Raw genomic sequence first — 24135 nt, forward strand, 5'->3', positions numbered from 1 at the left:
GGTCTGTCCTCCGCGCAATTCAATCCTGTTTGGATCGAAGTACGTGAGTTTCTCGGACGAGGGCGTTACGGTGATGAAGTGCCCGTATAAGACGGCGCACGGTTATGCCCGCGCCGTCCCGGATACAGTCGTCCATGCGAGCTGGCGCCTCGTTGCGCTCAACTCAAGCCTCCACGATAAGGCAGGGAGCTACAGTCTGAGCAAATTAGGGTACGTTACCGATGCTCTGACCAGGCGATTTATTTCTGAATCGTGATCTCGTCAACAGTGACAACAGCACAAAGTGTAAAGATGAGATGAGCCTGATGAGAGTACACCAATGAACCGGCTCCCGGGCGTAGAACGTGCTTCGCTGGCCGCAGCGAAGCATTATCAGCTGCGACCAGCGTGGTGGGCGAGGGGGGACTTGAACCCCCACGTCCTTACGGACACTGGCACCTGAAGCCAGCGCGTCTGCCAATTCCGCCACTCGCCCGGAGTGACCGGGAAACAGTAGCACGAATCACCACCAAACGATAAACAGCAGGTCACAGGTGTGTCCTATCCGATTACGGCTCGGCTAAGACGCCGTCGCGACAGCTCCTATCCAGGGGTATTCGACTTACCATTGAAGGCAGCAATCCCGCGACCTGGAGGCAGCGGTGACGTCATCTGCCGCCCGGTCGCTTTCGCCATGTCGACGGACGGACGCCAGAGAGGAGGCCCCCGTGGGGATGCTCGACCGCTTCGAGCGGAAACTCGAAGGGGCCGTTGGGGACGCGTTCGCCCGATTGTTCCGCAGCGAGGTCGTCCCACAGGAAATCGAGGCCGCGCTGAAACGCGCCGCCACCGACGGCATCCAGAAGCTTGACGGCGGTTACCTTCTCGCACCCAATAACTTTGTGGTCACGATCGGTGCGTCCGACCACGAACGCCTCACCAATGACCGTGAACTAACCGAACGGGTCTTCGCCCGGCACCTCGCGGAGTACATCACCGAGCAGGGCTGGCAGACGTATGCCGCGGTGCGCGTGCACTTCGACATGTCAGATGAACTACACACGGGCCAGTTCCGTGCCCGCGGCACAGTCGACCCTGACGTAGCCCCGCAATCAGGCGCCGTGTGGCCCGTTGCCCGCACCGGCCAGCCGGACCAGGCAAAACACAGCGCAGACGCACACCCCCAGCCCGCCCCGGAGCTTGAGGAAAACCAACAGTCAGGAGCTGCCTCTATGACCCCACAGCGCGATGCCGTCCGCAGCATTGGCCGGCACCTGTTCGGTTCACGGCGCGGACGCAGCCACGAAGAAACGGGCTATCCGGCCGCCTACCGATCCGGCTCACGGGGGCGGGCAACATCCGAACCACAGGGCGAGTCCACCTATTACGACCCCGATTACGGGGAACCGGTTTACGACGATCTTGACTTCGCGTCTGAAAAAGCCGATCCGGCAGAAGCACCGGTCCCGCCTGCCCCTCCGATACACCGCAGGACCACGCAGTGGTCGCACCACGCGCTCACTGCCGTCCTTGAACTCGGTGACGGCAGTGGCAGAAGCCTCACGCTCCGGCGCGGCGCCACTGTCATCGGGCGAGGCCAGGACGCGCAGTTCCGGGTCCCTGACACCGGCGTGTCACGGCGGCATGCGGAAATTCGCTGGGACGGGCAACTCGCATTGCTGTCCGACCTGAAATCAACCAACGGCACAACCGTAAACGGCTCTCCGATCACGGTGTGGCAGCTTGCGGATGGCGACGTTATTCGGGTAGGCCATTCCGAGATCATCGTACGTATCAACTGAATTCTTGAGGGGGACCCACCCCGACACGTTTTCTGTGGACAATAGGCGGTGAGATTGTCTCGGACAGAACGGTAGGGTGGGTCCCTGCCAGAATCATCCCGGCCACATGTGGCGTGCCACAGCGGCGCGGACGCCGATGTGATGCACTAACTGACAGTCAGCAGTCCGGACCGCACGGAAGAGGAGGTGCGCACCAATGCAGGGTATAGTGCTGCAACTCACGCGCGGCGGATTCCTCCTTCTCCTTGTGCTGTTCGTTTGGGCAGTGCTGCGGGTGCTGCGCGCGGACATCTATGCCGGCACGGGGTTGCGCATCCCTTCACGGAGCACGCCCAGCCGGTCAAGGCTCGGGATCTTTTCCCGTAACAAAGTCGCCCGGACGCTGGTCGTGACCCAAGGCGCCCTCGCTGGCACCCGCATCTCACTCAGCCAGCAGCCGATCCTGCTCGGCCGCGCCGATGACTCGACACTGGTGCTGACCGACGACTACGCGTCCAACCGGCACGCCCGATTATCTCCGCGAGGAAACGACTGGTACCTAGAGGACCTTGGCTCCACAAACGGCACTTACCTGGACCGCGCGAAAGTGACAACAGCCGCGCGCGTCCCGCTGGGTACGCCCATCCGCGTGGGCAAGACTGTAATTGAGCTCCGGCCGTGACCCTCGTTCTGCGCTACGCGGCACGCAGCGACCGGGGCCTGGTCCGGGCAAATAACGAGGACTCCGTCTACGCTGGCGCACGCCTGCTCGCGCTCGCCGACGGCATGGGTGGTCACGCCGCCGGGGAAATTGCCTCCCAGCTGATGATTAGTGCCCTGGCCCCGCTCGACGAGGACGAGCCCGGGGGAGACTTGCTCAGTAAGCTCGCCGCGGCGACTCGGGCAGGAAATGAAGAGATCGCGCACCAAGTCGAAGAGGAACCCGACCTCGAGGGCATGGGGACCACACTTACCGCGATTCTCTTCGGCGGAACCAAGCTTGGCCTTGTGCACGTCGGTGACTCGCGGGCTTACCTCATGCGGGACGGGCAACTCACACAGATCACCCGCGATGACACGTTCGTGCAATCACTCGTCGATCAGGGCAAAATCACGGCCGAACAGGCCCATACGCATCCGCAGCGGTCTCTCATCATGCGCGCGCTCACCGGCAACGATGTCGAAATGACACTGACGGTCAGGGAGGTGCGCGTCGGGGACCGGTATCTGCTGTGCTCTGACGGGCTGTCGGACGTCGTGAGTGACGAGACAATCGCTACCACACTGCTCGAGGGCGATCAGGCACATGCTGCGGACCGGCTGATCGAACTCGCACTGCGCAGTGGTGGACCTGACAACGTCACCGTCATTGTTGCTGACGTCATCGATGTGGACTACGGCCAGACTCGGCCGATCGTTGCGGGTGCGGTGTCCGGGGAAGAAGATGACGCTCCCCTGCCCAACACAGCCGCGGGCCGCGCCGCCGCGATGCGCCCGCCTCGCGCGAAACCACGGCGTGTGCCAGCCCGGCATCAGCAGGAGGCCCCTAAGAAGAAGCATCCGTTCCGGTGGATCGCCCTCGCCGCCGTACTAGTGCTTCTCGTCGCAGGTGCGCTCGTGGCGCGAACAGTCGTGCGCAACAACTATTACGTCGGCGAATCCGGCGGAAACGTTGCGATCATGCGCGGCCTCACCGGTTCCTTTCTGGGCATACCGCTCCAGGAGGTGAACAACCTGAGCTGTGTTGATGATGCAGGCACCTTGACGCTGCTCGGCGCGGACGAAGCACCGCCCGCTGGTTCGGATTGCGCGATCCTCACCGTCAATGACCTTGTGCCTTCCGCGCGTGAACAGGTGCGAATGGGCCTTCCGGTCGGCACCCTCACCTATGCGCAGAACCAGCTGGCACAACTCGCTGTCAGCGAACTGCTTCCCGTATGCCAAACGCCCGGGGGCCCAGCGACGGCAGAGCCGCCCGCTGCCGGTGATACCGACAACGCGGACCCAGCAGCCGAGGCCGGGGAGGAGGGAACACCAAGCACGGAAGTTCCAGGTGGCGCAGAACCTCCCGACGAGGCCACTCCACCAGCGCCGGGCCGAAGCCAGCTGCAGATACCAGGATTTACCTGCAGGACGGGCCGCTGATGTCGCAACCACTATCCCCTCAGTCCCCGGGCAGCGCACCTCAGGCTGCGGCTCCCCAGCCGTTCGCGCGGCTCGGGCTGTCCGGCACCCGCAACTCCGAGTTGATTCTTCTCGGTTTCGTCGCCGTGATCGTCAGCGTGGCGTTCATCCTCGTTCAGGCCAGCCTGCAACAGGCCGTCACCGGCGAGTTCGCCCGGTATATGGGCGCCTTCGTGGCGCTGATCGCTATTTCGCATGTCGCGATCCGGCAGTTCACTCCGTACGCCGATCCGGTCATTCTGCCCATCGTCGCGCTGCTCAACGGTTTGGGAATCGTTCTCATTCATCGCCTTGACCTCGCTGAGCAGCAGGCCGCCCGCACGGCTGGACGGGCTATCCCAGCGCCGGATGCGTCCAAACAGATCCTGTGGTCGGCAGTCAGCATCATGGTGTTCATCACGGTGCTCTATTTCCTGCGGGATCACCGGCGGCTTGCCCGCTACAGCTACACGGTGGGACTAGTCGGGCTTGTTTTTCTTGCAATCCCCGCGTTCCTGCCGGCAAGCATTTCTGAAGTCAACGGGGCGAAGATCTGGATCCGGCTCCCCTTCATCAGTATCCAGCCCGCGGAATTCTCTAAGATTCTGCTGCTCATCTTCATTTCCGGGCTACTCGTGGCGAAGCGCGACTTGTTCACCACCGCCGGCAAACATGTCCTTGGAATGGATTTCCCGCGCCTGCGCGACCTCGGGCCGATCCTCGCCGCCGCCGGTATCGCGCTCGGCATCCTGGTCTTTCAGACCGACCTCGGCATGTCGCTTCTCCTCTACACCACCGTGCTGGTGCTCATGTACATCGCGACAGAGCGCGTGGGCTGGATCATCATCGGCGCTGCGATCTTCCTTACAGGCGCCACAGTCGCCTATGCACTCTTCGGGCATGTCCGCGTCCGCGTCAACGTATGGCGTGACCCATTCGACGATTACTTCGGTACCGGGTATCAGATCGGCCAGTCACTGTTCAGCCTCGCGACCGGGGGATTGTTCGGAACCGGGCTGGGCAGCGGCCGCCCGTCGGAGGTCCCCTTCGCGAAGACAGACTTCATCGTCGCGACGATCGGCGAAGAACTCGGCCTCGTCGGACTCACGACTATTCTGCTCCTGTACCTGATAGTGATGATCCGCGGTATGCGTGCGGCCATCGCGGTGCGCGACAGCTTCGGAAAGTTGCTCGCGGCGGGGTTGTCCTTCATCCTTGCGATGCAGGTGTTCGTCGTAATCGGCGGGGTGACGAAGCTGATCCCCCTCACCGGGCTAACCACGCCTTTCATGTCATACGGAGGTTCGTCGCTGCTCGCGAACTACATCCTCGTAGCGATACTTCTTGTCATCTCACACGAGGCCCGCAACCCGCATGAACCGGCTCGCCGCGCCGGTCCCGGACCTATCGCTGACGCGCCCACCACGATGGTGAAGCGAACGTGAACACGTCGCTTCGCCGAGTGTCGCTCGCGGTCATGGTGATGGTGCTAGCACTCATCGCCAATTCGGCATACGTACAGGTCTTCCGCGCAGACGAATTGCGCAACAACCCGTTCAACTCCCGCGTGCTCATAGACGAGTTCTCGCGCCACCGCGGCCAAATTTCCGCCGCTGGCCAGGTACTTGCCTCCTCGGTACCGACAGACACTCGCTTCCGGTACCAGCGGGTTTATCCGGATGATGCGACCAACCCCCGCGCGTTCGCGCCCGCGACGGGCTTCTACTCGATGCAGTACCGGTCTTTTGGTTTGGAGAACGCCGAAGATGCGCTGCTCAACGGCTCCGACGACCGCCTCTTCGGCCGGCGGCTAGTCGATCTCATCACCGGCCGGGACCCACGCGGCGGCAACGTCGTCACGACTCTGGACCCGTTTGTCCAGCAAGTCGCATACGACGCACTCGCAAGTCGCGGCTACACGGGATCGGTAGTGGCGCTGCGCCCGTCGACCGGTGAAGTGCTCGCGATGGCAAGCACACCGAGTTACGACCCGAATCCGCTCGCAAGCCACGACCCGGCAGAGAGCAGCGCGGCGTGGCAAGCGCTCCAAAGCGATCCCGGAAACCCCCTTCTCAACCGTGCGATTCAGAGCACTTACCCGCCGGGCTCAACATTCAAGGTCATCACTACCGCGGCGGCGCTGGCCGGTGGCGTGACACCAAACGATCAGTTCACGGCGGCGCCCCAGTACACCCTTCCTGGCACCACGACGACGCTGCAGAACTACGGGGGTGCACGCTGCGGGAGCGGCGAGACAGCGACGCTGCTCGAGGCCTTCCGGCTCTCTTGTAATACGGCCTTCGTCGAAATGGGCATCGACACGGGAGCGAGCGCACTACGCACCACAGCGGAAGCCTTCGGCTTCGACTCGGGGCAAACACAGATTCCGCTCACAGTAGCGGGGTCCACAGTGGGTGAAATTCCGGATGACGCATCCCTCGGTCAATCAAGCATCGGCCAGCGCGATGTCGCGGTGACGCCTTTGCAAAATGCGGTCCTTGCCGCCACAATCGCTAACGGCGGTATGCGTATGGAGCCTCAGCTAGTTCATCAGCTACAGGGTCCCGACCTTTCCGTGCTGGAATCTAGCGAGCCTCAAGAAGCGGGGCGCGCGGTTTCTCCCGCTGTGGCGGAGACTCTCAGGCAGCTCATGATTGCGTCAGAGCTCAACACAGCCGGTGCGGGGAGCGTTCCTGGTGTGCAAATAGCGTCCAAAACAGGGACTGCTGAGCATGGAACCGACCCGCGCAACACTCCGCCACATGCGTGGTACATCGCATTCGCACCGGCGGACAACCCGCAGGTCGCTATCGCTGTGATTGTCGAAGACGGCGGTGACCGGGCACTGGCAGCAACCGGTGGCTCCGTCGCCGCACCGATCGGCCGTGCTGTCATCCAGGCGGCACTGCAGGGGGGCTAGAAGTGACGCTGAACAGCGGAGCTGTTATCAAGGATCGCTACCGGTTACAGCGATTCATCGCCAGTGGCGGCATGGGAGAGGTATGGGAAGCGCTCGATACCGTCCTCGATCGCCGTGTCGCTATCAAGGTGCTGAAAAGCGAGCTTTCCTCAGATACTGAATTTCTGTCGCGCTTCCGGATCGAGGCGCGCACGACAGCGCAGCTACACCATCCCGGAATCGCCAGTGTTTTTGATTACGGCGAAACTAGCGACGAAGCTGGGCGCTCCACTGCGTTCCTTGTCATGGAACTGATTAGCGGTGAACCCCTCAATGCCGTGATTTCACGCATGGGGAAGATCCCTATCCCACTGGTGCTCGATATGCTCGAGCAGACAGGCACCGCACTTCAGGTGGCGCACGAAGCAGGGCTCGTGCACCGCGACGTCAAGCCCGGGAACATCCTGATTACGCCCAGCGGACAGGTGAAGATCACCGATTTCGGCATCGCGAAAGCCATCGACGCCGCACCCGTAACGCGAACTGGACTGGTGATGGGCACAGCCCAGTACATCTCGCCTGAGCAAGCTTCGGGTCAGAAAGCAACCGCCGCCAGCGACGTCTACTCGCTCGGAGTGGTGGGGTACGAGGCCATCGCGGGCAAGCGGCCCTTCGTGGGTGAGGGCGTGCTCACCGTTGCGATGAAACATCTCCATGAGGCGCCCGCTCCCCTGCCCTCGGACGTCCCCGCTGAGGTACGCAAGCTCATCGATGTCGCACTCGCGAAGGATCCTGCTGCGCGGTATCCCAACGGTGGCGCGTTCGCTTCGGCAGTTGCCCAAGTTCGGGCCGGTAAACAACCGCCTCATCCGCGCGGGGTCGCCGCAGCGGGGGCCGCCGCTGGTGGTGCCGGCGCTGCGGCCGCAGCGAGTCAGACACGCATCATGCCGCCGGGGGGAGCCGACGATCCGCGGTCGCCCACGGCGTACCAGTACGCGCCAGCGAGCGCTGCCCACGGCTACGCGACTCCCCCGCCCGCGGGCCTCTCTACCGGGCAGAAAGCTGTTGCGTGGGGAGCCGCTGCGCTCCTGATGCTGGCACTCATCACCACAGGTATTTGGATGATGAGCCGCATCACCGATACGCGTGACCCGGTGACGCCGCCGGTCGTCCCCACGGAGGTTCCGATCCAGCCGGAACCTGAGCCGATTGTGCCCACAACTCCACCCGAAACGACGCCAGAGACCACACCCCCGGAGACCACGACACCGGAACCGACAACACCCAGCCCGACACCTACCCCGGAAGAAACGCCAGAGCCTGAAGACCCTGGCACCGTGATCGAGACTCCGGAAGGCTTGATTCCGCGCATCATCCCGGGCCGGGGGAACAGCGCCGGGGCCGCGCCCGCTGAGCTCGACGGGACGACCGGTTCGACCGAGACCGCTGGGGACGCAGCTGCGCCGGACATGTCCGAGGACGCCGGACCATGATTACGCCGCGACAGTTGTCGGGACGCTACGAACTCGGCGACACGATCGGGTTCGGCGGGATGTCCGAGGTGCACTTAGCGCGCGATCACCGTTTGCAGCGCGACGTGGCGATCAAAGTGCTGCGCGCTGACCTGGCCCGTGATCCGAGTTTCTATCTGCGATTTCGCCGGGAGGCGCAGAACGCCGCTGCGCTGAACAATCCAACCATTGTTGCCGTGTACGACACAGGCGAAGCCCGCACTGATGCGGGTCCCGTCCCCTACATCGTCATGGAATACGTGGACGGCGATACGCTGCGAGACCTCATCCGCCTCGGGGGCCCTATGGAGCCCGGCCGCGCAATGCGCGTCATCGCTGATGTGTGTACAGCGCTGGATTTCAGTCACAACAAAGGCATCATTCACCGGGATGTCAAGCCAGCGAACGTCATGATTTCACGGAGCGGTTCTGTGAAAGTCATGGATTTTGGCATCGCGCGCGCGATCTCAGACAGCACGAATACGGTCACGCAGACCGCCACTGTCATCGGGACCGCCCACTACCTGTCGCCGGAGCAGGCGCGTGGGGAGAAGGTCGACCCGCGTTCTGATATCTACTCGCTCGGGTGCGTTCTCTACGAGCTCGTGACAGGACAGCCCCCATTCACGGGTGACTCGCCCGTGGCGGTTGCCTACCAGCACGTGAAGGAGGATCCGCTGCCACCGTCGCGGGTGCTGTCTACAGTGCCACGTGAGCTGGACGCGATCATTCTCAAAGCCATCAGCAAAAACCCCGCTAACCGCTATCAAACAGCAGGCGAGATGCGAAGCGATCTGCTGCGTGCCATTGAAGGACAAAAGCCGAGCGCACCGGCTGTCATGACGGATGAAGAGCGAACCACCATCATCGGTATCGGAGCGGTCTCCGCTGAATCACCGCTCCCGACGCAGGACCTCGTCCCGCGTGGCCGCCGCTGGGTTCGCCGCACGGTCCTTGCGGCACTCGTGCTCGTACTGCTCGCGTCCACCGCATTTGCGGTGCGTTGGATGCAACGTGACGAACCGGTAACGACCGTGATGGTGCCGTCGGTGGTTCGGCTTTCCTCCGCAGAGGCGCAGAGCCAGTTGCAGCGACTCGGCTTCGATGTGATCACCGAGTTCCGGCCCGACTCAACGGTGCCTGAAGGCAACGTCATCGGTACTGAACCAGCGTCGGGTGCGCAGGTCGAACGCGGCAGCCGCGTTACTGTCTACGTGTCGAGCGGGCCCGGGCGGGTGCCCGTGCCCGACCTCGTCCAAATGACGCTTGACGAGGCGCGCGACACATTAGAGGATGCGGGGCTCGCCATCGACGAGGACATCGAACGGGTAGCTTCCCCGTCCGCTGACCGGGACCTCGTGGTGCGGCAGAATCCTTCATCCGGCGTCTCCGTAACCGTCGGTACCACCGTGCAGCTCACAATCGGGACCGGGCCGGCGTTAGTCCGCATTCCCGATGTGACCGGCCAGAATGTCGTGATCGCGGAAGCCAACCTCAGTGGCGCCGGCTTCGCAGTCGATATTGAAGAGATCGATTCCAATGAGCCAGCCGGCACCGTCGCCAATATGTCCCCGCAGGGCGGAACGCAAGCCGTCGGCGGCAGCGTCGTCACGATACGGGTGTCGAACGGGGCGCGGCTTACCATGCCTAATCTCGTCGGTCGCAGGCCCTCCGAAGCGCTCGATACCCTCCGCGCGGCGGGCTGGGCAGGCGATGGGCTCTCCGACAGCCCTCGCGCCACGCTCAACCCAGCAGAAGTGGGCCGTATCGTTTCTCAGCAGCAGCCAGCAGGTTCGACGATTGGGCGTAATGACACCATCGCGGTCGAGGTGGGCGAACTCGGCATCCCGCAATAGCGAGTGGTTACCCGTCTGCGGGGGCTTCAGTGAGTGAGTGCAGTACCCAGCGCGGCAGCCATCTCTTGCTCCAGCCGGCCCACAAGCTGCTCTTCTGGCCGATCACCGCACATCTCGAGCCAGTTCGCGAGCATGCGGTGCCCCCCTTCCGTCAGCACCGACTCGGGATGGAACTGCACACCGTGTATCGGCAGTGATTTGTGTTGCAGCGCCATGATCACGCCGCTATCCGTTTCCCCTGTGACTTCAAGCACGTCGGGCATTGTCTCGGGACGAATCGACAGTGAGTGGTATCGCGTCGCGGTGAAGGGATCAGGCAGGCCCGCGAGCACGCCCTTGCCGGAGTGGTGCACGATCGATGTCTTCCCATGCAGCAGCTCCGGGGCACGGTCGACCACCCCGCCGAACACGGCCCCGATCGCTTGATGCCCCAGGCACACCCCGAGCAGCGGCGTCCCTTCAGCCGCAGCTGCCTCGACAAACGGCATGGTCACACCCGCTCGCTGAGGTGTGCCTGGGCCGGGGCTCAGCAAGATTCCATCGTAGGTGCGGGCATGCTCGCGCAGGCGCTCGGCGCCCTCGAACCTGTCGTCGTCATTGCGCCACACATCAGCCTCAACTCCAAGCTGGCCGAGGTACTGCACCAGGTTGAAGACAAAGCTGTCATAGTTGTCGACGACGAGAATCCGCATAGAAGCAGGGTACCCGGTGGGAAGGTGACAACCGCCGCGCTGCGGACGCTTCCTATTGGAGCGGTTGCGCGTGCCGAAGGACGTCGCGGCCCTCGAAGGCTCCCACCGTGAGTTCGTCGGGGCCGTCAGCCAGGTCAACGTGGTAACCAAGGCCGTAACGCGCCGCGTACTGTCGGAAGAGCCGAACTCCGGGCTCCCGTTCCAGGGATTCTTCGAGCAAGCGCGGGTCACCTATGGCGGTGATGACGTATGGAGGGCTGTATGCGCGGCCGTGCAACAGTAGCGTATTCCCAATGCAGCGCGGTGCACTCCAAGCAGTGATGCGCTGATCCTGGACAGCGATTGCCCGTGCCCCACCGGACCACAGCGCGTTGAGGACACTCTGGAGGTCCTGCTGATGCACCACCAGATCATCGGGCGAAGCACCAGCAGGATAATTTCCGTGCTGGTCGCGTGGTGCGTCGGTCAGCGTGACAACAACTCCAGCCCCGGTGACTTCAGTGAGGGCGCCAGGGCCTGCCAGCGGCTCGATCAGGTCCAAAGCCGCGGCCACCTGATCATCAGCGGCTGCAGCCTGGTCCTGCGCGCCAGCAAGGCGCTCGACGAGAATGGCACGCTGCTGTTCCGCCTGTTGTGCCGCCCCCTGGACGTCGCGAACAAGGTCGGAAAGGCGCGAACCGGGCTGTCCGCGTAGTTCGCTGCCCTGCGACACAGCATGCGTGGTTGCGAGAAGGAAACCCGCTGCCACACATACCAGCGGCACCACGTATCGCCAGTTCCACCGCACAACTAGTCCCGTCGATGATGCCGTTGTTCTTCCGGCTAGGTTAGCGTGTTGTATAGGCCTCTTACGAGGCGCGCGGACCGGTTCGCCCGGATTACCGCTCAGAACACCGCACGAAAATCTCCCCTGGAGAACAAACCGAGGACAAAATGCCGAAGTCACGCGTTCGCAAGAAGAACGACAATCACCATCAGCCAGGCCCCCGCCTGTCGAGTCCAGCGACCCGCACACCGGTGAAGGTCAAGGGACCGTCCAGCACGCTGTACGTGTCTGTGATGCTTGGTTTTATGCTCGCCGGCCTCGTGTGGCTGGTCGTGTACTACCTCGCCAGCAGTGAGATCGCTTGGCTCGACCGCTTGGGGCCGTGGAACTTCCTAATCGGCTTCGGCCTGTGGATTGTTGGCCTAGTAATGACATTGCGCTGGCGATAACGATGCTGACCTGCAGAAATTACATCTGTGTAATTATCCCCACCTGTGGATAATCCCTGTGGATAACAGGCCAAGTTCTCCACAGGGTGTGGAACAAACAGAATGGGCCCCGCAGCGGGCGGCACTCATAGCCGCCGCCGCGGGCGGTTGTGTGATGGCCGTACTCGCTGTCATCCTGCGCTCTGAACCCGCTGGGATCTTTCTCACCGGCCTTGCCGCGGCATTGCTTCTTGGGGTCGCGACCGCGGGTTTTCTCGCGCGCCCGCGCCTCGCGGTGCGATCAGGGCACCGCAGCGACACTGCCTCCGCGAAGCCAATCGTGCAGTTTCACAGTTTTCTCGGCAAGAGATATGCGCTGTCCGACGACGAAATCGAGCGGGTGCGGCTCGTGCACTATCCCCGGTGGGGCCGGCGCGTACCGATGCTTGAAATCGAGCTGCGCGCGCCCGCAGACCGGTTGATCATCCTCAGCCGCTGGGATCTGGGCACCGAACCGCACACTGTGATTCACGCGCTGGCACAGCATGGGGTCTCAGCTGTGGAACTGCCCGCCGACTGAGGGAACCATACATAGCAGGCCCTAACGGCCCCCTAAAGACCCCAGAGCGCCTCGCGCAGCACCACTACGCGCACCGCGATACTTGCGAGGACCGCGACGGTGACGACAACGAGGCCTATCAGCCCGAGCCGGCTCGCTCTCTGAGCAGTCGTCTGCTTGCCGCTCGCCACCACCTTCGGCAGGTACAGCAAAGCTGCTGCGCTCACTGCGCCAGCGACGAGACCACCCATGTGACCCCACAACGAGATCGCCGGGATGGTCACACTGATGAACACGTTGAGACCGATGATGACAAGAATCCCGGTCGGGTTCTGCCGGAGCCTGGTAAGGATAACAGCGAGCGCACCGAAAAGCCCGAACACCGCACCCGAGGCACCGGCAGTCACAGCCTCAACCTGCATCCACATCACCGCGGCTGAACCGCTGAGGAGAGCGATTGCATAGACGGCGAGGTAACGACCGCGCCCCAGAACGAACTCCACCTCGCGCCCAACAATAAAGAGCGCGAACATGTTAACGAGCAGGTGGACCGATCCGTAATGCAGAAATCCAGAGCCAACTAACCGCTCATACTCACCAGCCGCAACCAGCGGCGGGAATAACGCGAACATCTCGAAGATGCTTGAGCCACGGTAATTGGCCATCAGGTTGCCGGACTGCGCGACCGTGATGGCATACACAAGAATGTTGACTGCGATCAGGGCGTAGGTGACAACCGGACGCTGCTCACGCGTCGGCATCGGTGCGCCGGCTATCGTGCGCGCACGAGGTACCGTCCGAGCGGCTTCTGCGACGCAGTTCACACACTGGTAGCCCACCGGCGCTTCCCGCAAGCACTCAGGGCAGTAAGGCCGATGGCATCGGTTGCATTGCAAACCGGTTGGTCGATCTGGGTGACGCACGCACCCCGGCTGGGGCACTGGTCCTCCTCCCCGGCCGGGGTGAGACATGGTTCTTTTACTCCGAAATCGTGATGCTGTTGATCACCACGGGCTCGAGCGGCCGGTCCGCTCGATCGGTTGCGGTTGTGGCGATCGCGTCGACGACTGCACGAGAATCCGCGTCAGTCACCTCCCCGAAAATGGTGTGGCGCATGTTGAGGTGCGGAGTCTTCGTCACCGTGATGAAGAACTGCGAGCCGTTGGTGCCCGGCCCGGCGTTCGCCATCGCCAGCAGGTACGGCCGGTCGAAACGAAGTTCCGGGTGGAACTCGTCACCGAACTGATACCCCGGTCCGCCGCGGCCGGTGCCAGTCGGATCGCCACCCTGGATCATGAACCCATCGATGATCCGGTGGAACACTGAACCGTCGTAAAACGGGCCGCTGCTCCCGCCCGACGCGTTCGCTGAGCCGTATTCTGCGGAGCCCTTCGCAAGGCCAACAAAATTGGCCACCGTTTTGGGAGCGTGATTGCCGAACAGGGAGATGGTGATGTCGCCGCGGTTCGTATGCAACGTCGCGCTAGCGGTCTGATGTGGTGAAGTCACGGTCTCCATCGTGCCATCTCCGTGCGGTTCGTGACGCGCGCCCCGCTGACTCCACGCGAGCCATCGTGATCAACGATGATTACTGTGGTCGGCACAGAACCGTTTACTCAGAGCATGTGCTCGGGCACCGCACGATCCGGCCGTACGACACAACACGACACGGAGGACACCATGGGTGGAAAGCGTCGCAAGAAATCAACGCCACTCGGTGGCACGCTCGGAAAATCGATTGTGGCCGCCGCGGCCGTCGCCGGGGTCGCCGGCGGAGTCCGGATGTTCATGCGCCGCGGCGAGGCATATGACGAGCCCGCGCCCACGCCTCCCACGCTGAAGGACTACGACGCACCAGCGTCCTAACACGAGCGGAAGTGCAGAACCCTGGCCCGGTAGTCCGAACCGGCGCCATAGACTGTCGTGCATGATGACACTGTTCAAGCTGGAGGAAGTCGACGACGACTTTCTCCGGAATGCGCCATACCGTTATGAGTTCGTCACGGAGTTGCCGGCCGAAATTGATGAAGTATGGGCTGGGCTGGCCGGTGATGCGCCCCTGTCGTGGTGCACGCTCGTCAAAGATGCCCGTTACCTGACAGAACGCCCGTTCGGTCCAGGCACAATGCGCAGGCTTACCCTCCAGCCCGGGCTGGCGACCGTGAACGAACGGTTCTTCCTGTGGGAGGAGAACCCCGGCGAACGGTACGAGCACGCATTTTCCGTCGTCACCGCATCCGCGCCCGGGCTAAAGCGTTTCGGCGAGGCAACGCTCCTCGAAAAGTCGGCCACCGGAACTCGGCTGACGTGGACGTTTGGGATCGAGCCTCAGTTCCCGCTGCGTCCTGGCCTGGCTCTCGCCAACCCGATCGTCAGATTCGCCTTCAAGTCGCTCGTATCCGACACTGAGAAGTACTTCGCCGCCTGAGCCGCCGGTGTGTGGGGCGGTCTCGAGTGCCTCACACACCCAGGACACGGTTGAGCGCCGCACGGATGCGCCGATTGCGGGGTTCATCGAGCATCGCTACCCCAAGCTGATTCATCACGTACCCGAATCCGATTCCCGTTGCGGGATCCGCGAAACCCATCGACCCACCAATACCGGTAGTCCCGAACGCGCGCCCGTCCCCATCGCCGGGCCCAGGAGTCGCGCCAAAGACGAACGTTGGGTGCGGCTTCCGGAAACCGAGGTGATATCGGCTCGGTACATGCAACACCAGGTCGCTGTCTGGCACAGCACCGCGCTTCGACGGCGCGGCGAGCGCCTCACGGACGTCCGCGCTGAAAAGCGCATCCCCATCATCCGATACCGCCGCGGAGTACAGCTTCGCCACCCCCCGGGCGGTCCCAGCGCCGTTCGAAGACGGGATCTCCGGCGCGAGAAAGGACCGCCGAGTCGCGAAATGCGGGAAACCTACCTTCGGGTTCGTTAGTGCGAGTACCGACAGCTGTGGCCGTCGTGCTCCCGCGTGCATAGCCACGTCGAAGGCTACCCGCCACGGCACTTCCGTAATGTTGTTGATCACCAGCCGCCGGTGTGCGCGCTCGAGCACCGCGAACTCATCGATGTTCGCGTCCTCGCGGAGACCGATCATGAATTGCACATCGTGCGGCTTCGCGATTTCATCGGCTAGGAACTGCCCGATCGTACGGCCTTGCGGTTCGGCTCTGCGGAAGATCTCGTTGAGGAAAAAGCCCAGCGAAATCGCGTGATAACCATCTCTCCTAGTCGGGTGCCTGGGGTCCAGCGAGGCACCTCGTTCGCGAGGATCACGGCGAGCTGATCGAGATCGAGCAGGTCCGCGGTGCGTAAAGGCGGCGTCAGGGCAGCGAGGCCAGCCTGGTGATCGAGCAACTGCCGCACCGTCACGTCGTCTTTTCCGTGCGTACCGAACTCGGGCCAATACTGGATGACCGGCGCGTCGTAGGAGAGAAAGCCTCGCGAAACCCCCACCGCGACGACGAGCGCAGCGATGCCTTTCGTTGTCGAGAACACAGGCACACAAGTGTCTCGTTCCCACGGCGCGCTGCTGCGTCTGTCCCGAACCCCAGCCCAAATGTCAATCAGCGGCCGCCCATGCTGGTAAACAGCGAGGGACGCACCGACGTCGCCGTGACGCTCGAAATTCGTCCGGAATTCGTCGATGACCGAGCCCATACGATCGTCCGTATCACCGTGGATCGTCACGCTTGCGGCTGCCACTCAGCCACCCTAACGCTCAACTCTGCCGGCGGCGGCCGCGACGTCGCTCAATTGAGGTGTGAATCACCGATATTTGGCGTGTACGCGGTTCTGGCGATCACCCAAGGCGACGCAAACGCTTCAGTGAGAAAACTGACGACGGCGGGCGCTGCACTCTGCGGGCGAGTTCGCAGCGTCCATGAACTCGGCACGGGCTGCAGGTGCGCATCCGGTAGCTCACGGGCTAGTTGTAGTGCGTCAAAACGCGAGTGCAAAAACGCCCGTTCCGGCCCAATGACCAGTGCGGGGCGCGAGATCGTGCGGCGGCGCCGCCGCGGCGGCGCGATCCTGCCCAGGAAGAGCCCTTTGATCATCGCGCCGTGTTCCTGAGGCGGGACTGCGAGGAAGTCTTTAACCAAACGCGCGGCAAGGCTGCGTGCTGGCAAAAGCTCAGCAAACTGGCGTCCTAGCCAGATCGCAGGCTTGCCGAGGGTGACCACTTCGTGTGCGATGAGGAGCAGAGGCGCGAACTTCACTGTCGACTTGTCTAGCATCGGGGATTCCGCAATGACTGCTACCGTACGGTGTGGTTCCTGCAGAGCAGCTTCCAGCGCCGCATTCGCACCAAGCGAGGTTCCGCCGAAGACTGCTACTTCGCCACCCATAGCGTCGAGTAGTGCAACCATACGCCGGCCGATCGCCTCTGAACTGTAGTTTTCCGGATCGCCGGGGCGTTTAGCCGATGTGAGGGCTGAATCCATGCACACGACGTGGAAGCCTTTTTCCGCGAGTGTCCGCGCGAACGGTTCCTGCATTCGACGGGACATCAGCAGCGAGGGCGCGAGAATCACGAGCCGTCCGCCCGAGCCGAACTCGGTGATCCCGAGACGGACACCGCCGAGGACGACATGACCCTCGCGGCGGCGAACCTTTGCCGTGTTCACGGCAGTGTGCAGCTGCGACACTCACTCTCCTCTGCTTAACTGTGATCATCCCGTCCACGCATTGTCCGCGACCGGACATCGAGAGCGCAACGCAGTAGTTACGGACGTAACCCTTTTATCATCACTTCGCGCTACCAGTTTGGCGCGAAAACTACAATCTTGTTGCCTCTGGGCGTGTCCGAGCGGCGACCGGACACCCGACCGGGCACCATTACGAGCATGACCGAAAACTCCACGATTGGAACTCGTCCGCGCTGGTCAGCTTCCGAAGCCGCGCGCCGATGCGGAGTGGGCCGAGCAACCATTCAGCGTGCGCTAGACGGCGGCAAACTGCCGGGTGCAGTCAAGACCGAAGATGGTTGGCAAATTCCGCTCGAGGATCTTCTCGCCGCTGGGTTCAAGCCCGACCGCCCTGCCCCGCCTGACGAACCAGCCAAAGACGACAACGACGACAACAAGGATCCCGCAGGCAATTCGCCGAACGTGGTCAAACTCACGGCCCGAGTGCATGAGCTCGAGACCGAACTAGTCGTGGCGAAGACACGGGCAGAAAGTGAAGCAGCGCGCAGGGCGGCTGCGGAACAGCTTGCTCAGGAACGGCTCGAACGGGTATCCGATCTGCGCACGGCGCTCCGCATGCTCGAGACCGCCAAACCCGCCGCCGCAGCCCAGCCGCAACCAGCGGCGGGAGGCACCGCCGCTGCGCCTATGCAAACCTCCACCGTGGTGATCGCTGCCCCACGGCATCGGCGCCGAGAACGCCGCCGCACCTTCCGTGAATGGTGGGCGGACCGCAAAGCTGACACTGCTGAGAGTCCTGAAGCCGCAGGGAGCGCTGCCCCGGAGCCCCAATCATCAGGCCCCCAAGAGCCCGCATCGGCGCACGCCGGGGCGACGGTGATCGAAGCCGACGAGATTATTGAAACCCAGCCCGCTACGCAGGGCAAAGACGCGTAAAAGCGCAGTGGGCATGGCTCGGGCAGATGATCGTTGTCCGCCCGGTCATGCCCACGATCAGGCGCATCGTTCCACGTGAAACGTCAGCTGGTCAGCTGCTCTGCCACCGCCGCGCGTATGACATCCGGGATCGCAACGGCTTTGCGCGTATCCGAGTCAACGTAGACGTGGACGAAGCGGCCCGCTGCCGCCGGGATGAGCCCGGCGCCGCTCATCCGAAAAATTGCCAGGTGATAGGTGATGCTGCGGTTACCGAGACGCTCACAGGCAATCCCCACCTGAATCCGGTCGGGGAACGACAGTTCCGCGTGGTACCGGCAAGACGTTTCCGCCACAATACCAATCGCCGACAGCCTTCGGATGTCCTCACCAGTGGCATCGATGAGCCAGGCGTTCACCGCAGTGTCGAAGTAGGAGTAGTACACAACGTTGTTAACGTGACCGTAGTGATCATTGTCTGACCAGCGCGTGTCCATTGGCCACAGCACACGGTAGTGCGCGGGATCTGGCAGGGTCACGCCCGTTCCTCCCCATGTGGAAGCAGGATCTGTCGCACTGCAACGCCCTCCGCGAGACGATCCATTGCCGCGTTGACCTCGCGCAGCGGGTAGCGGCCGTCAACAAGTTTCTCCACGGGCAGCTTCCCTTCTCGCCAGAGCGCCACCATCTTCGGGATATCGCGCTGCGGCTCGCAAGACCCCATATAGGACCCTATGAGACTCTTGGCATCGGCTACGAATGCGACGGCTGGTAACGAGAGGACAGCATCTGGCGCGGGCAGTCCCACGGATACGACGGCACCACCGCGAGCCAGCAGCGAAAAGGCCTGCTCTATGGCGGATACCACGCCGGCAGCTTCTATCGCCCACCGGACACCACCTTCGGTCGCTCGACTGACAACCTCAGCGGCATCCTCCGGGTGGCATGCATGCGTCGCGCCGAGTTGCAGCGCCAACTCACGTTTCGATTCAACGGGGTCGATTGCAACCAGCGTGCTGGCGCCTGCCACCACGCCTCCCATCACTGCGGCGAGCCCTACGCCGCCGAGGCCAATGACGCACGCACTATCACCGGGTTGCATGCCGGCTGTGTTCCACACCGCGCCGGCCCCCGTCAGCATCGCGCAACCGAACACTGCAGCGATATCAAACGGTATGTCACGGTCGATCACTACCGCGGATGACCGGTGAACGACCGCGTACTCACTGAATGCCGAGACGCCAAGGTGGTGATTGACAGGCCCGTCCGAGGTGCTTAGGCGGCGGTTTCCACCAAGAAGACAGCCATCCCGGTTCGCAACAGCCCCCGGCGTGCACAGGGTGGTCCGGCCAGCTCGACAGTTGGTACAGGCCCCGCAATGCGGCATAAACGCCAGAACGACGTGATCTCCCGGCAAGATCTCGTCGACGTTGTTACCAGTACGTAGAACGCTGCCGGCTGCCTCGTGGCCGATAGCCATAGGCATGGGGCGCGGTCGCTGACCGGTGAGGACGGATAGATCCGAGTGACAGACCCCAGCAGCATCGATACGTACGAGCACCTCATCGGGCCCCGGCTCTGCGAGGTCGAGACTCATAATGTGCAGTGGCTCCGATTCACCGAATGGGCGCGGCAACCCCATCGCGGATAGCACCGCAGAACGTGACTTCACAGGTGACAACTCCCAGCGTCGTTCCGTTCACGATATCGTTCCACACGCGGGAGCCCAGTCACCTTGTGGCCGGTGTTGCGCGTTTAACCCAGCTCTCGGGCCAGTTCGCGACAAGCGTTTTCGCAGCGTCGGCATATCTCTGCGCAGATCCTGCAATGCTCGTATGAATCGGCATGCTGCTCGCAATGGTCAGCGCACGAACGGCAGACCTCAGCACACAGCTCGGCCAGCGAAAGCGTCACGGTTTTGCTTGCCCCCTGCTGCCGGGCCACTATGCGAGCGGTTGTCGCACATATATCCGCACAATTGAGGTTGGAACCGATACAGTCAGCGAGGTGCGCAATACCTGGCTCGGCGAGACAGGCGTCGGCACACGATGTACATGCGGCTGCGCACTGTTCACATGCTTCGATACACGCGGCAAACACGTCACGCGAGCCCGCTGCTTGGGTGAGTCCAGGGTGAGTGTCAAATAGTCGAGCGGTGGTCATGGGCGGCGACCTCCTGGTAAGTCTGCTGAGATAAGTCTCAGGTGGCTACCCTGTTACCCCACCGCCTAATCGGGCCCAAGTGTCCACCGCGCGAGTGGCGCATCTGACGATCAAATCCGCCCTCTTTTGGGAATTTGCCCAGTGCACGGCTGGGACAGATTCCCAGCGTGCGGGCATCTGTCAACCGCTCAACGAAAAACGCCCCGGCGAATGGCCGGGGCGTCAAAAAAGATGTTGTGGAGCCTAGGGGAATCGAACCCCTAACCCCCGCCTTGCAAAGGCGGTGCTCTACCAATTGAGCTAAGGCCCCTCATTGTTGCTGGCGACCCCCCCGAAAGGCAGGGTGTGCCAAGTTTCAGACTCGAATTCACCGGTGCGGGTTTTGACAAGCTTAACGATGCCAAGCCCCACGGCTATTCCGATGCCTGCCGCGGCGAGGATCTTGATAATACGCATATCGAGAACCTTACCGGGAGTGGGCCTAGGAGGACTTGAACCTCCGACCTCTTCCTTATCAGGGAAGCGCTCTAACCGCCTGAGCTATAGGCCCTTGAACCGAGAAGCGAGACTACCCTACTGCGCCGCAAAGTACCAAAACAGCAGTTCAGCGATCTCTCATCCCGAGTCGAGGGTAGGTCGTCAGTCGCGGTCGGCGAGCGTCACCTCGACGCCACCGACCAGGTCGGATGACAGGTTGTAGATGAACGATGCCAGTGTCAGCAGGGCGGTGAAAAGGATCATATTGATGAACCCGATCGCCGCCGTCCAGCCGAACACTTGGCCAGCACTGATGATCTCGCCCGTCGAGCCCTCATCCACGAGGTCCAGGAACGCGCTGTTGAGACGGTCCCAGACATTCATGAACTCGAGCACCAGGTAGAGGGTGCCGACCGCAATCATCCACACCAAGAACAGAGCCGCCGAAATGATGGCGGAGAGTTTCAGTGTCGACCATGGATCAATCTCCCGGATTTGCACGCTAGCGCGCAAACCAGCCTGGGTGGGCTTCGCTGTGACCGTCACTGGCGGACGCCGCCGGGGCGGCGCCGTCTTCGCCTTCTCCGTTGACGCTGACTGTCCACTCTTGGTTGCGGTGCTGTCAGGCTTGTTCTCGGTGGTGTGGTCTGAGGCTGCCACTCAGGACTCCTCTGATGGGTTGGTTTCTTCTGGCTCGTCCGCGTTCCGGGCGATGGCAAGCAGACTGTCACCCTCACCCAGATTCATCAAGCGCACGCCCTTGGTTTGACGTCCAGCTTTGCGCACTTGGCTGGCAGCGGTTCGAATGATGCCACCCCCGGAAGTGATGGCGTACAACTCGTCCTTCATGTCAACGATGATCGCCCCGACTAGGTGTCCGCGCCGGGCGTCAAACTGAATTGTCAGAACGCCTTTACCGCCGCGGTTTTGCGTTGGGTATTCGTCGAGGGGAGTGCGCTTCGCGTATCCGCCGGATGTCGCCACCAGTAGGAACATGTCGTCCTGCACCAGATTGAGTGACAACAGCTGATCGTCGGTGTTAAAGCGCATACCTTGTACACCCGAGGTAGCGCGGCCCATCGGCCGCAGAGCCTCGTCCGTCGCGGCGAAGCGAATCGCTTGGCCTTTGCTGGACACAAGAATCAAATCGTCCTCGGAGGAGCACAGCACCGCGCCGACGAGTTCGTCGTTTTCACGCAGGTTGATGGCAACTATGCCGCCGCTACGGTTGGAATCAAAGTCTGCGAGGCGCGACTTTTTCACCAATCCGTTACGGGTCGCGAGAACAAGATACGGCGCGTCTTCATAACCCTTAATGACGATGATCGAAGCGATGTGCTCACCCGGCTGGAAGGCGAGCAAGTTTGCCACGTGCTGGCCGCGCGCAGTTCTGCTCATTTCCGGCAGTTCGTACGCCTTGACCCGGTAAACCCTGCCTTTTGTCGTGAAGAACAAGATCCAGTCGTGGGTTGACGTGACGAAGAAATGCCGGACCATGTCGTCTTGTTTGAGGTCCGCGCCCTTGACGCCCTTTCCCCCGCGGCGCTGCGAACGATAAAGATCCGTTTTGGTCCGTTTCGCGTAACCGGTCTCCGTGATGGTGACGACTACATCCTCACGGGCAATGAGGTCCTCATCGGAAACATCACCGCCGTCACCGGCGATGATCTGGGTTCTGCGGTCATCACCGAACTTTTCGACAACCTCAGCGAGTTCGTCATGCACAATTCTGCGCTGACGCTCCGGCTTCGCCAGAATGTCTTTGAGGTCTTCGATCTCACGTTCAATTTCCGCGAGTTCGTCGACAATCTTCTGGCGCTCGAGCGCTGCGAGCCGGCGCAACTGCATCGCGAGAATGGCATCGGCCTGAATCTCATCGACGTCGAGTAGCTCCATCAAGCCTTCGCGCGCGATGTCCACCGTCTGTGATCGCCGGATGAGGGCGATGACCTCATCTAGCGCGTCGAGTGCCTTGACCAGGCCACGCAGTATGTGCGCACGCTCTTCGGCCTTACGCAACAGATATTGGGTGCGGCGGACAATAACGTCGATCTGGTGTGCGACGTAGAGCCGGAGCATCTGATCCAGGCGCAATGTGCGCGGTACACCCTCAACGATCGATAGCATGTTCGCGCCGAAGCTGGTTTGAAGTTGAGTGTGCTTGTACAGGTTGTTGAGTACGACCTTGGCAACTGCGTCACGCTTGACTGTGACGACGATTCTCAGCCCAACCCGGTCAGACGACTCATCATGGATATCGGCGATGCCGGCAAGCTTTCCATCTTTGACCTGTTCGGCGATCGCGTTGATGAAGTTGTCGGTATTGACCTGATATGGCAGCTCAGTGATGACGATTGTTGTCCGGCCGCGGTTATCTTCTTCGATTTCCGTGACACCGCGCATCCGGATCGATCCGCGACCTGTCGTGTACGCATCCTTGATTCCTTGCGTGCCGACGATGAGACCAGACGTGGGGAAGTCCGGCCCCTTGACCCGTTCCATAGCGGCTTCGAGGGTCGATTCCTCATCCGCTTCGTGGTGCTCAAGGCACCAAAAGATGGCATCGGCCAGTTCACGCAGATTGTGCGGCGGAATGTTCGTCGCCATACCGACCGCGATGCCGCCTGAACCATTCATCAGCAGGTTCGGTATCCGGCTTGGCAGTACCGTCGGTTCCTGGGACTTACCGTCGTAGTTCGGCGCAAAATCGACAGTTTCCTTGTCGATATCGCGGAGCATTTCCATAGCGAGCGGAGTGAGTTTGCACTCCGTGTACCGCATGGCTGCTGCACCGTCATTACCGCGGCTGCCGAAGTTACCCTGGCCGTCCACCAACGGATACCGCATTGACCACGGTTGTGCCATTCGGACGAGCGTGTCGTAGATCGCGGCGTCGCCGTGTGGGTGATAGTTGCCCATCGTGTCAGACACGGGACGTGCTGACTTCACGTAGCTGCGTTCGGGCCGGTAGCCATTGTCGTACATCGCATAAAGGATGCGGCGGTGCACCGGTTTGAGTCCGTCACGCACCTCTGGCAATGCACGCCCGACGATCACGCTCATCGCGTAGTCGATGTAGCTGCGCTGCATTTCCTGCTGGATATCGACAGGCTCAATGCGATCGCCGGCGCCGCTATCCGGTGGCAACGTGGTGTCGGTCATCAAATCCTTCTTTGTTTCTTGGAGCCGCCTTGCGCATAGCGCTGCACTTCACTGTGCTGCGCAGGGCCAGCTCACAGGTGCTGACGTTAGCGTATCGGCGCTGGTCAGATTGGCGGCGGAGGCGCCCCGAGCCGACC

22 protein-coding genes, 3 tRNA genes and 1 pseudogene are annotated in these 24135 nt (G+C 62.2%); 12 read left to right on the forward strand and 14 right to left on the reverse strand.

Annotated elements, in window-relative coordinates:
- Nucleotides 1-388: 388 nt before the first annotated feature.
- A tRNA-Leu gene (locus tag ONR57_RS15745) sits at nt 389-475 on the reverse strand.
- Nucleotides 476-707: 232 nt separating this feature from the next.
- Between ONR57_RS15745 and ONR57_RS15750 the strand changes: the two genes are divergently transcribed.
- The 7 genes from ONR57_RS15750 to pknB all read left to right on the forward strand — a co-directional run bounded on the left by ONR57_RS15750 (nt 708) and on the right by pknB (nt 10189).
- Nucleotides 708-1781, forward strand: coding sequence for a DUF3662 and FHA domain-containing protein (locus ONR57_RS15750; RefSeq protein WP_374116455.1), 1074 nt, complete (start codon nt 708-710; stop codon nt 1779-1781).
- A gap of 196 nt (nt 1782-1977) precedes the next feature.
- On the forward strand, nt 1978-2442 hold the full coding sequence (locus ONR57_RS15755; protein WP_265124471.1) for an FHA domain-containing protein: 465 nt from the start codon (nt 1978-1980) through the stop codon (nt 2440-2442).
- Nucleotides 2439-3905: a PP2C family serine/threonine-protein phosphatase gene (locus ONR57_RS15760; RefSeq protein ID WP_265124472.1), complete on the forward strand. Its 1467-nt coding sequence runs from the start codon at nt 2439-2441 to the stop codon at nt 3903-3905. The genes ONR57_RS15755 and ONR57_RS15760 overlap by 4 nt, the downstream gene beginning before the upstream one ends.
- A complete protein-coding gene (locus ONR57_RS15765; RefSeq protein ID WP_374116456.1) occupies nt 3905-5368 on the forward strand; it encodes an FtsW/RodA/SpoVE family cell cycle protein in 1464 nt (487 codons plus the stop codon). Before ONR57_RS15760 ends, ONR57_RS15765 begins: the two co-directional genes overlap by 1 nt.
- Nucleotides 5365-6843, forward strand: coding sequence for a penicillin-binding protein 2 (locus ONR57_RS15770; RefSeq protein WP_265124473.1), 1479 nt, complete (start codon nt 5365-5367; stop codon nt 6841-6843). Before ONR57_RS15765 ends, ONR57_RS15770 begins: the two co-directional genes overlap by 4 nt.
- Nucleotides 6844-6845: 2 nt before the next feature.
- Nucleotides 6846-8315 carry a serine/threonine-protein kinase gene (locus ONR57_RS15775; RefSeq protein ID WP_265124474.1) on the forward strand — a complete coding sequence of 490 codons (1470 nt, stop codon included), beginning with the start codon at nt 6846-6848 and terminating at the stop codon, nt 8313-8315.
- Nucleotides 8312-10189 carry a Stk1 family PASTA domain-containing Ser/Thr kinase gene (pknB, locus tag ONR57_RS15780; protein ID WP_265124475.1) on the forward strand — a complete coding sequence of 626 codons (1878 nt, stop codon included), beginning with the start codon at nt 8312-8314 and terminating at the stop codon, nt 10187-10189. The genes ONR57_RS15775 and pknB overlap by 4 nt, the downstream gene beginning before the upstream one ends.
- A gap of 26 nt (nt 10190-10215) precedes the next feature.
- On the opposite strand, the gene ONR57_RS15785 is transcribed toward pknB, so the two are convergent.
- Both ONR57_RS15785 and ONR57_RS15790 read right to left on the reverse strand, forming a co-directional pair.
- Nucleotides 10216-10881, reverse strand: coding sequence for an aminodeoxychorismate/anthranilate synthase component II (locus ONR57_RS15785; RefSeq protein WP_265124476.1), 666 nt, complete (start codon nt 10879-10881; stop codon nt 10216-10218).
- A 52-nt stretch (nt 10882-10933) separates the two neighbouring features.
- The gene (locus ONR57_RS15790; protein ID WP_374116457.1) at nt 10934-11629 is read right to left on the reverse strand and encodes a DUF881 domain-containing protein; all 696 of its coding nucleotides are present in this window, start codon (nt 11627-11629) and stop codon (nt 10934-10936) included.
- Nucleotides 11630-11814: 185 nt separating this feature from the next.
- On the opposite strand from ONR57_RS15790, the gene crgA reads away from it, so the two are divergent.
- Both crgA and ONR57_RS15800 read left to right on the forward strand, forming a co-directional pair.
- The gene (gene crgA / locus ONR57_RS15795; RefSeq protein ID WP_265124477.1) at nt 11815-12096 is read left to right on the forward strand and encodes a cell division protein CrgA; all 282 of its coding nucleotides are present in this window, start codon (nt 11815-11817) and stop codon (nt 12094-12096) included.
- An 88-nt stretch (nt 12097-12184) separates the two neighbouring features.
- The gene (locus ONR57_RS15800) at nt 12185-12655 is read left to right on the forward strand and encodes a PH domain-containing protein (RefSeq protein ID WP_265124478.1); all 471 of its coding nucleotides are present in this window, start codon (nt 12185-12187) and stop codon (nt 12653-12655) included.
- A 32-nt stretch (nt 12656-12687) separates the two neighbouring features.
- Here the strand turns inward: ONR57_RS15800 and ONR57_RS15805 are convergent, their stop codons facing one another.
- Nucleotides 12688-13605 (reverse strand): rhomboid family intramembrane serine protease, encoded by a 918-nt coding sequence (locus ONR57_RS15805; protein WP_265124479.1) that lies wholly within the window; start codon nt 13603-13605, stop codon nt 12688-12690.
- A gap of 7 nt (nt 13606-13612) precedes the next feature.
- On the reverse strand, nt 13613-14152 hold the full coding sequence (locus ONR57_RS15810) for a peptidylprolyl isomerase (RefSeq protein ID WP_265124480.1): 540 nt from the start codon (nt 14150-14152) through the stop codon (nt 13613-13615).
- 162 nt (nt 14153-14314) lie between these two features.
- On the opposite strand from ONR57_RS15810, the gene ONR57_RS15815 reads away from it, so the two are divergent.
- Nucleotides 14315-14500: a hypothetical protein gene (locus ONR57_RS15815; RefSeq protein ID WP_265124481.1), complete on the forward strand. Its 186-nt coding sequence runs from the start codon at nt 14315-14317 to the stop codon at nt 14498-14500.
- 61 nt (nt 14501-14561) lie between these two features.
- Entirely contained in the window at nt 14562-15062 is a 501-nt protein-coding gene (locus ONR57_RS15820) for an SRPBCC family protein (protein ID WP_265124482.1), read from the forward strand.
- 31 nt (nt 15063-15093) lie between these two features.
- Here ONR57_RS15820 and ONR57_RS15825 read toward each other — a convergent pair.
- Both ONR57_RS15825 and ONR57_RS15835 read right to left on the reverse strand, forming a co-directional pair.
- Nucleotides 15094-16292 (reverse strand): annotated as a pseudogene (locus ONR57_RS15825) (serine hydrolase domain-containing protein).
- A gap of 92 nt (nt 16293-16384) precedes the next feature.
- Nucleotides 16385-17281, reverse strand: coding sequence for an alpha/beta fold hydrolase (locus tag ONR57_RS15835; protein WP_265124484.1), 897 nt, complete (start codon nt 17279-17281; stop codon nt 16385-16387).
- 198 nt (nt 17282-17479) lie between these two features.
- On the opposite strand from ONR57_RS15835, the gene ONR57_RS15840 reads away from it, so the two are divergent.
- A complete protein-coding gene (locus ONR57_RS15840; protein WP_265124485.1) occupies nt 17480-18217 on the forward strand; it encodes a helix-turn-helix domain-containing protein in 738 nt (245 codons plus the stop codon).
- An 83-nt stretch (nt 18218-18300) separates the two neighbouring features.
- On the opposite strand, the gene ONR57_RS15845 is transcribed toward ONR57_RS15840, so the two are convergent.
- The 7 genes from ONR57_RS15845 to gyrA form a co-directional block, all read right to left on the reverse strand.
- Nucleotides 18301-18693 (reverse strand): thioesterase family protein, encoded by a 393-nt coding sequence (locus ONR57_RS15845; protein WP_265124579.1) that lies wholly within the window; start codon nt 18691-18693, stop codon nt 18301-18303.
- A gap of 38 nt (nt 18694-18731) precedes the next feature.
- Nucleotides 18732-19868 (reverse strand): alcohol dehydrogenase catalytic domain-containing protein, encoded by a 1137-nt coding sequence (locus ONR57_RS15850; protein ID WP_265124486.1) that lies wholly within the window; start codon nt 19866-19868, stop codon nt 18732-18734.
- 728 nt (nt 19869-20596) lie between these two features.
- Nucleotides 20597-20669, reverse strand: a tRNA-Ala gene (locus ONR57_RS15855).
- A complete protein-coding gene (locus ONR57_RS15860; protein WP_265124487.1) occupies nt 20660-20815 on the reverse strand; it encodes a hypothetical protein in 156 nt (51 codons plus the stop codon). The genes ONR57_RS15855 and ONR57_RS15860 overlap by 10 nt, the downstream gene beginning before the upstream one ends.
- 20 nt (nt 20816-20835) lie before the next feature.
- Nucleotides 20836-20909 (reverse strand) — tRNA-Ile (locus tag ONR57_RS15865).
- Between the two features lie 89 nt (nt 20910-20998).
- Nucleotides 20999-21496, reverse strand: a complete 498-nt coding sequence (locus ONR57_RS15870) for a DUF3566 domain-containing protein (protein WP_374116458.1) — start codon at nt 21494-21496, stop codon at nt 20999-21001.
- Nucleotides 21497-23998, reverse strand: coding sequence for a DNA gyrase subunit A (gene gyrA / locus ONR57_RS15875; protein ID WP_265124488.1), 2502 nt, complete (start codon nt 23996-23998; stop codon nt 21497-21499). It abuts the gene before it with no gap.
- Nucleotides 23999-24135 lie beyond the last annotated feature (137 nt).

The organism is Hoyosella sp. YIM 151337, assembly GCF_026041215.1.
Taxonomy (GTDB): Bacteria; Actinomycetota; Actinomycetes; order Mycobacteriales; family Mycobacteriaceae; genus Hoyosella.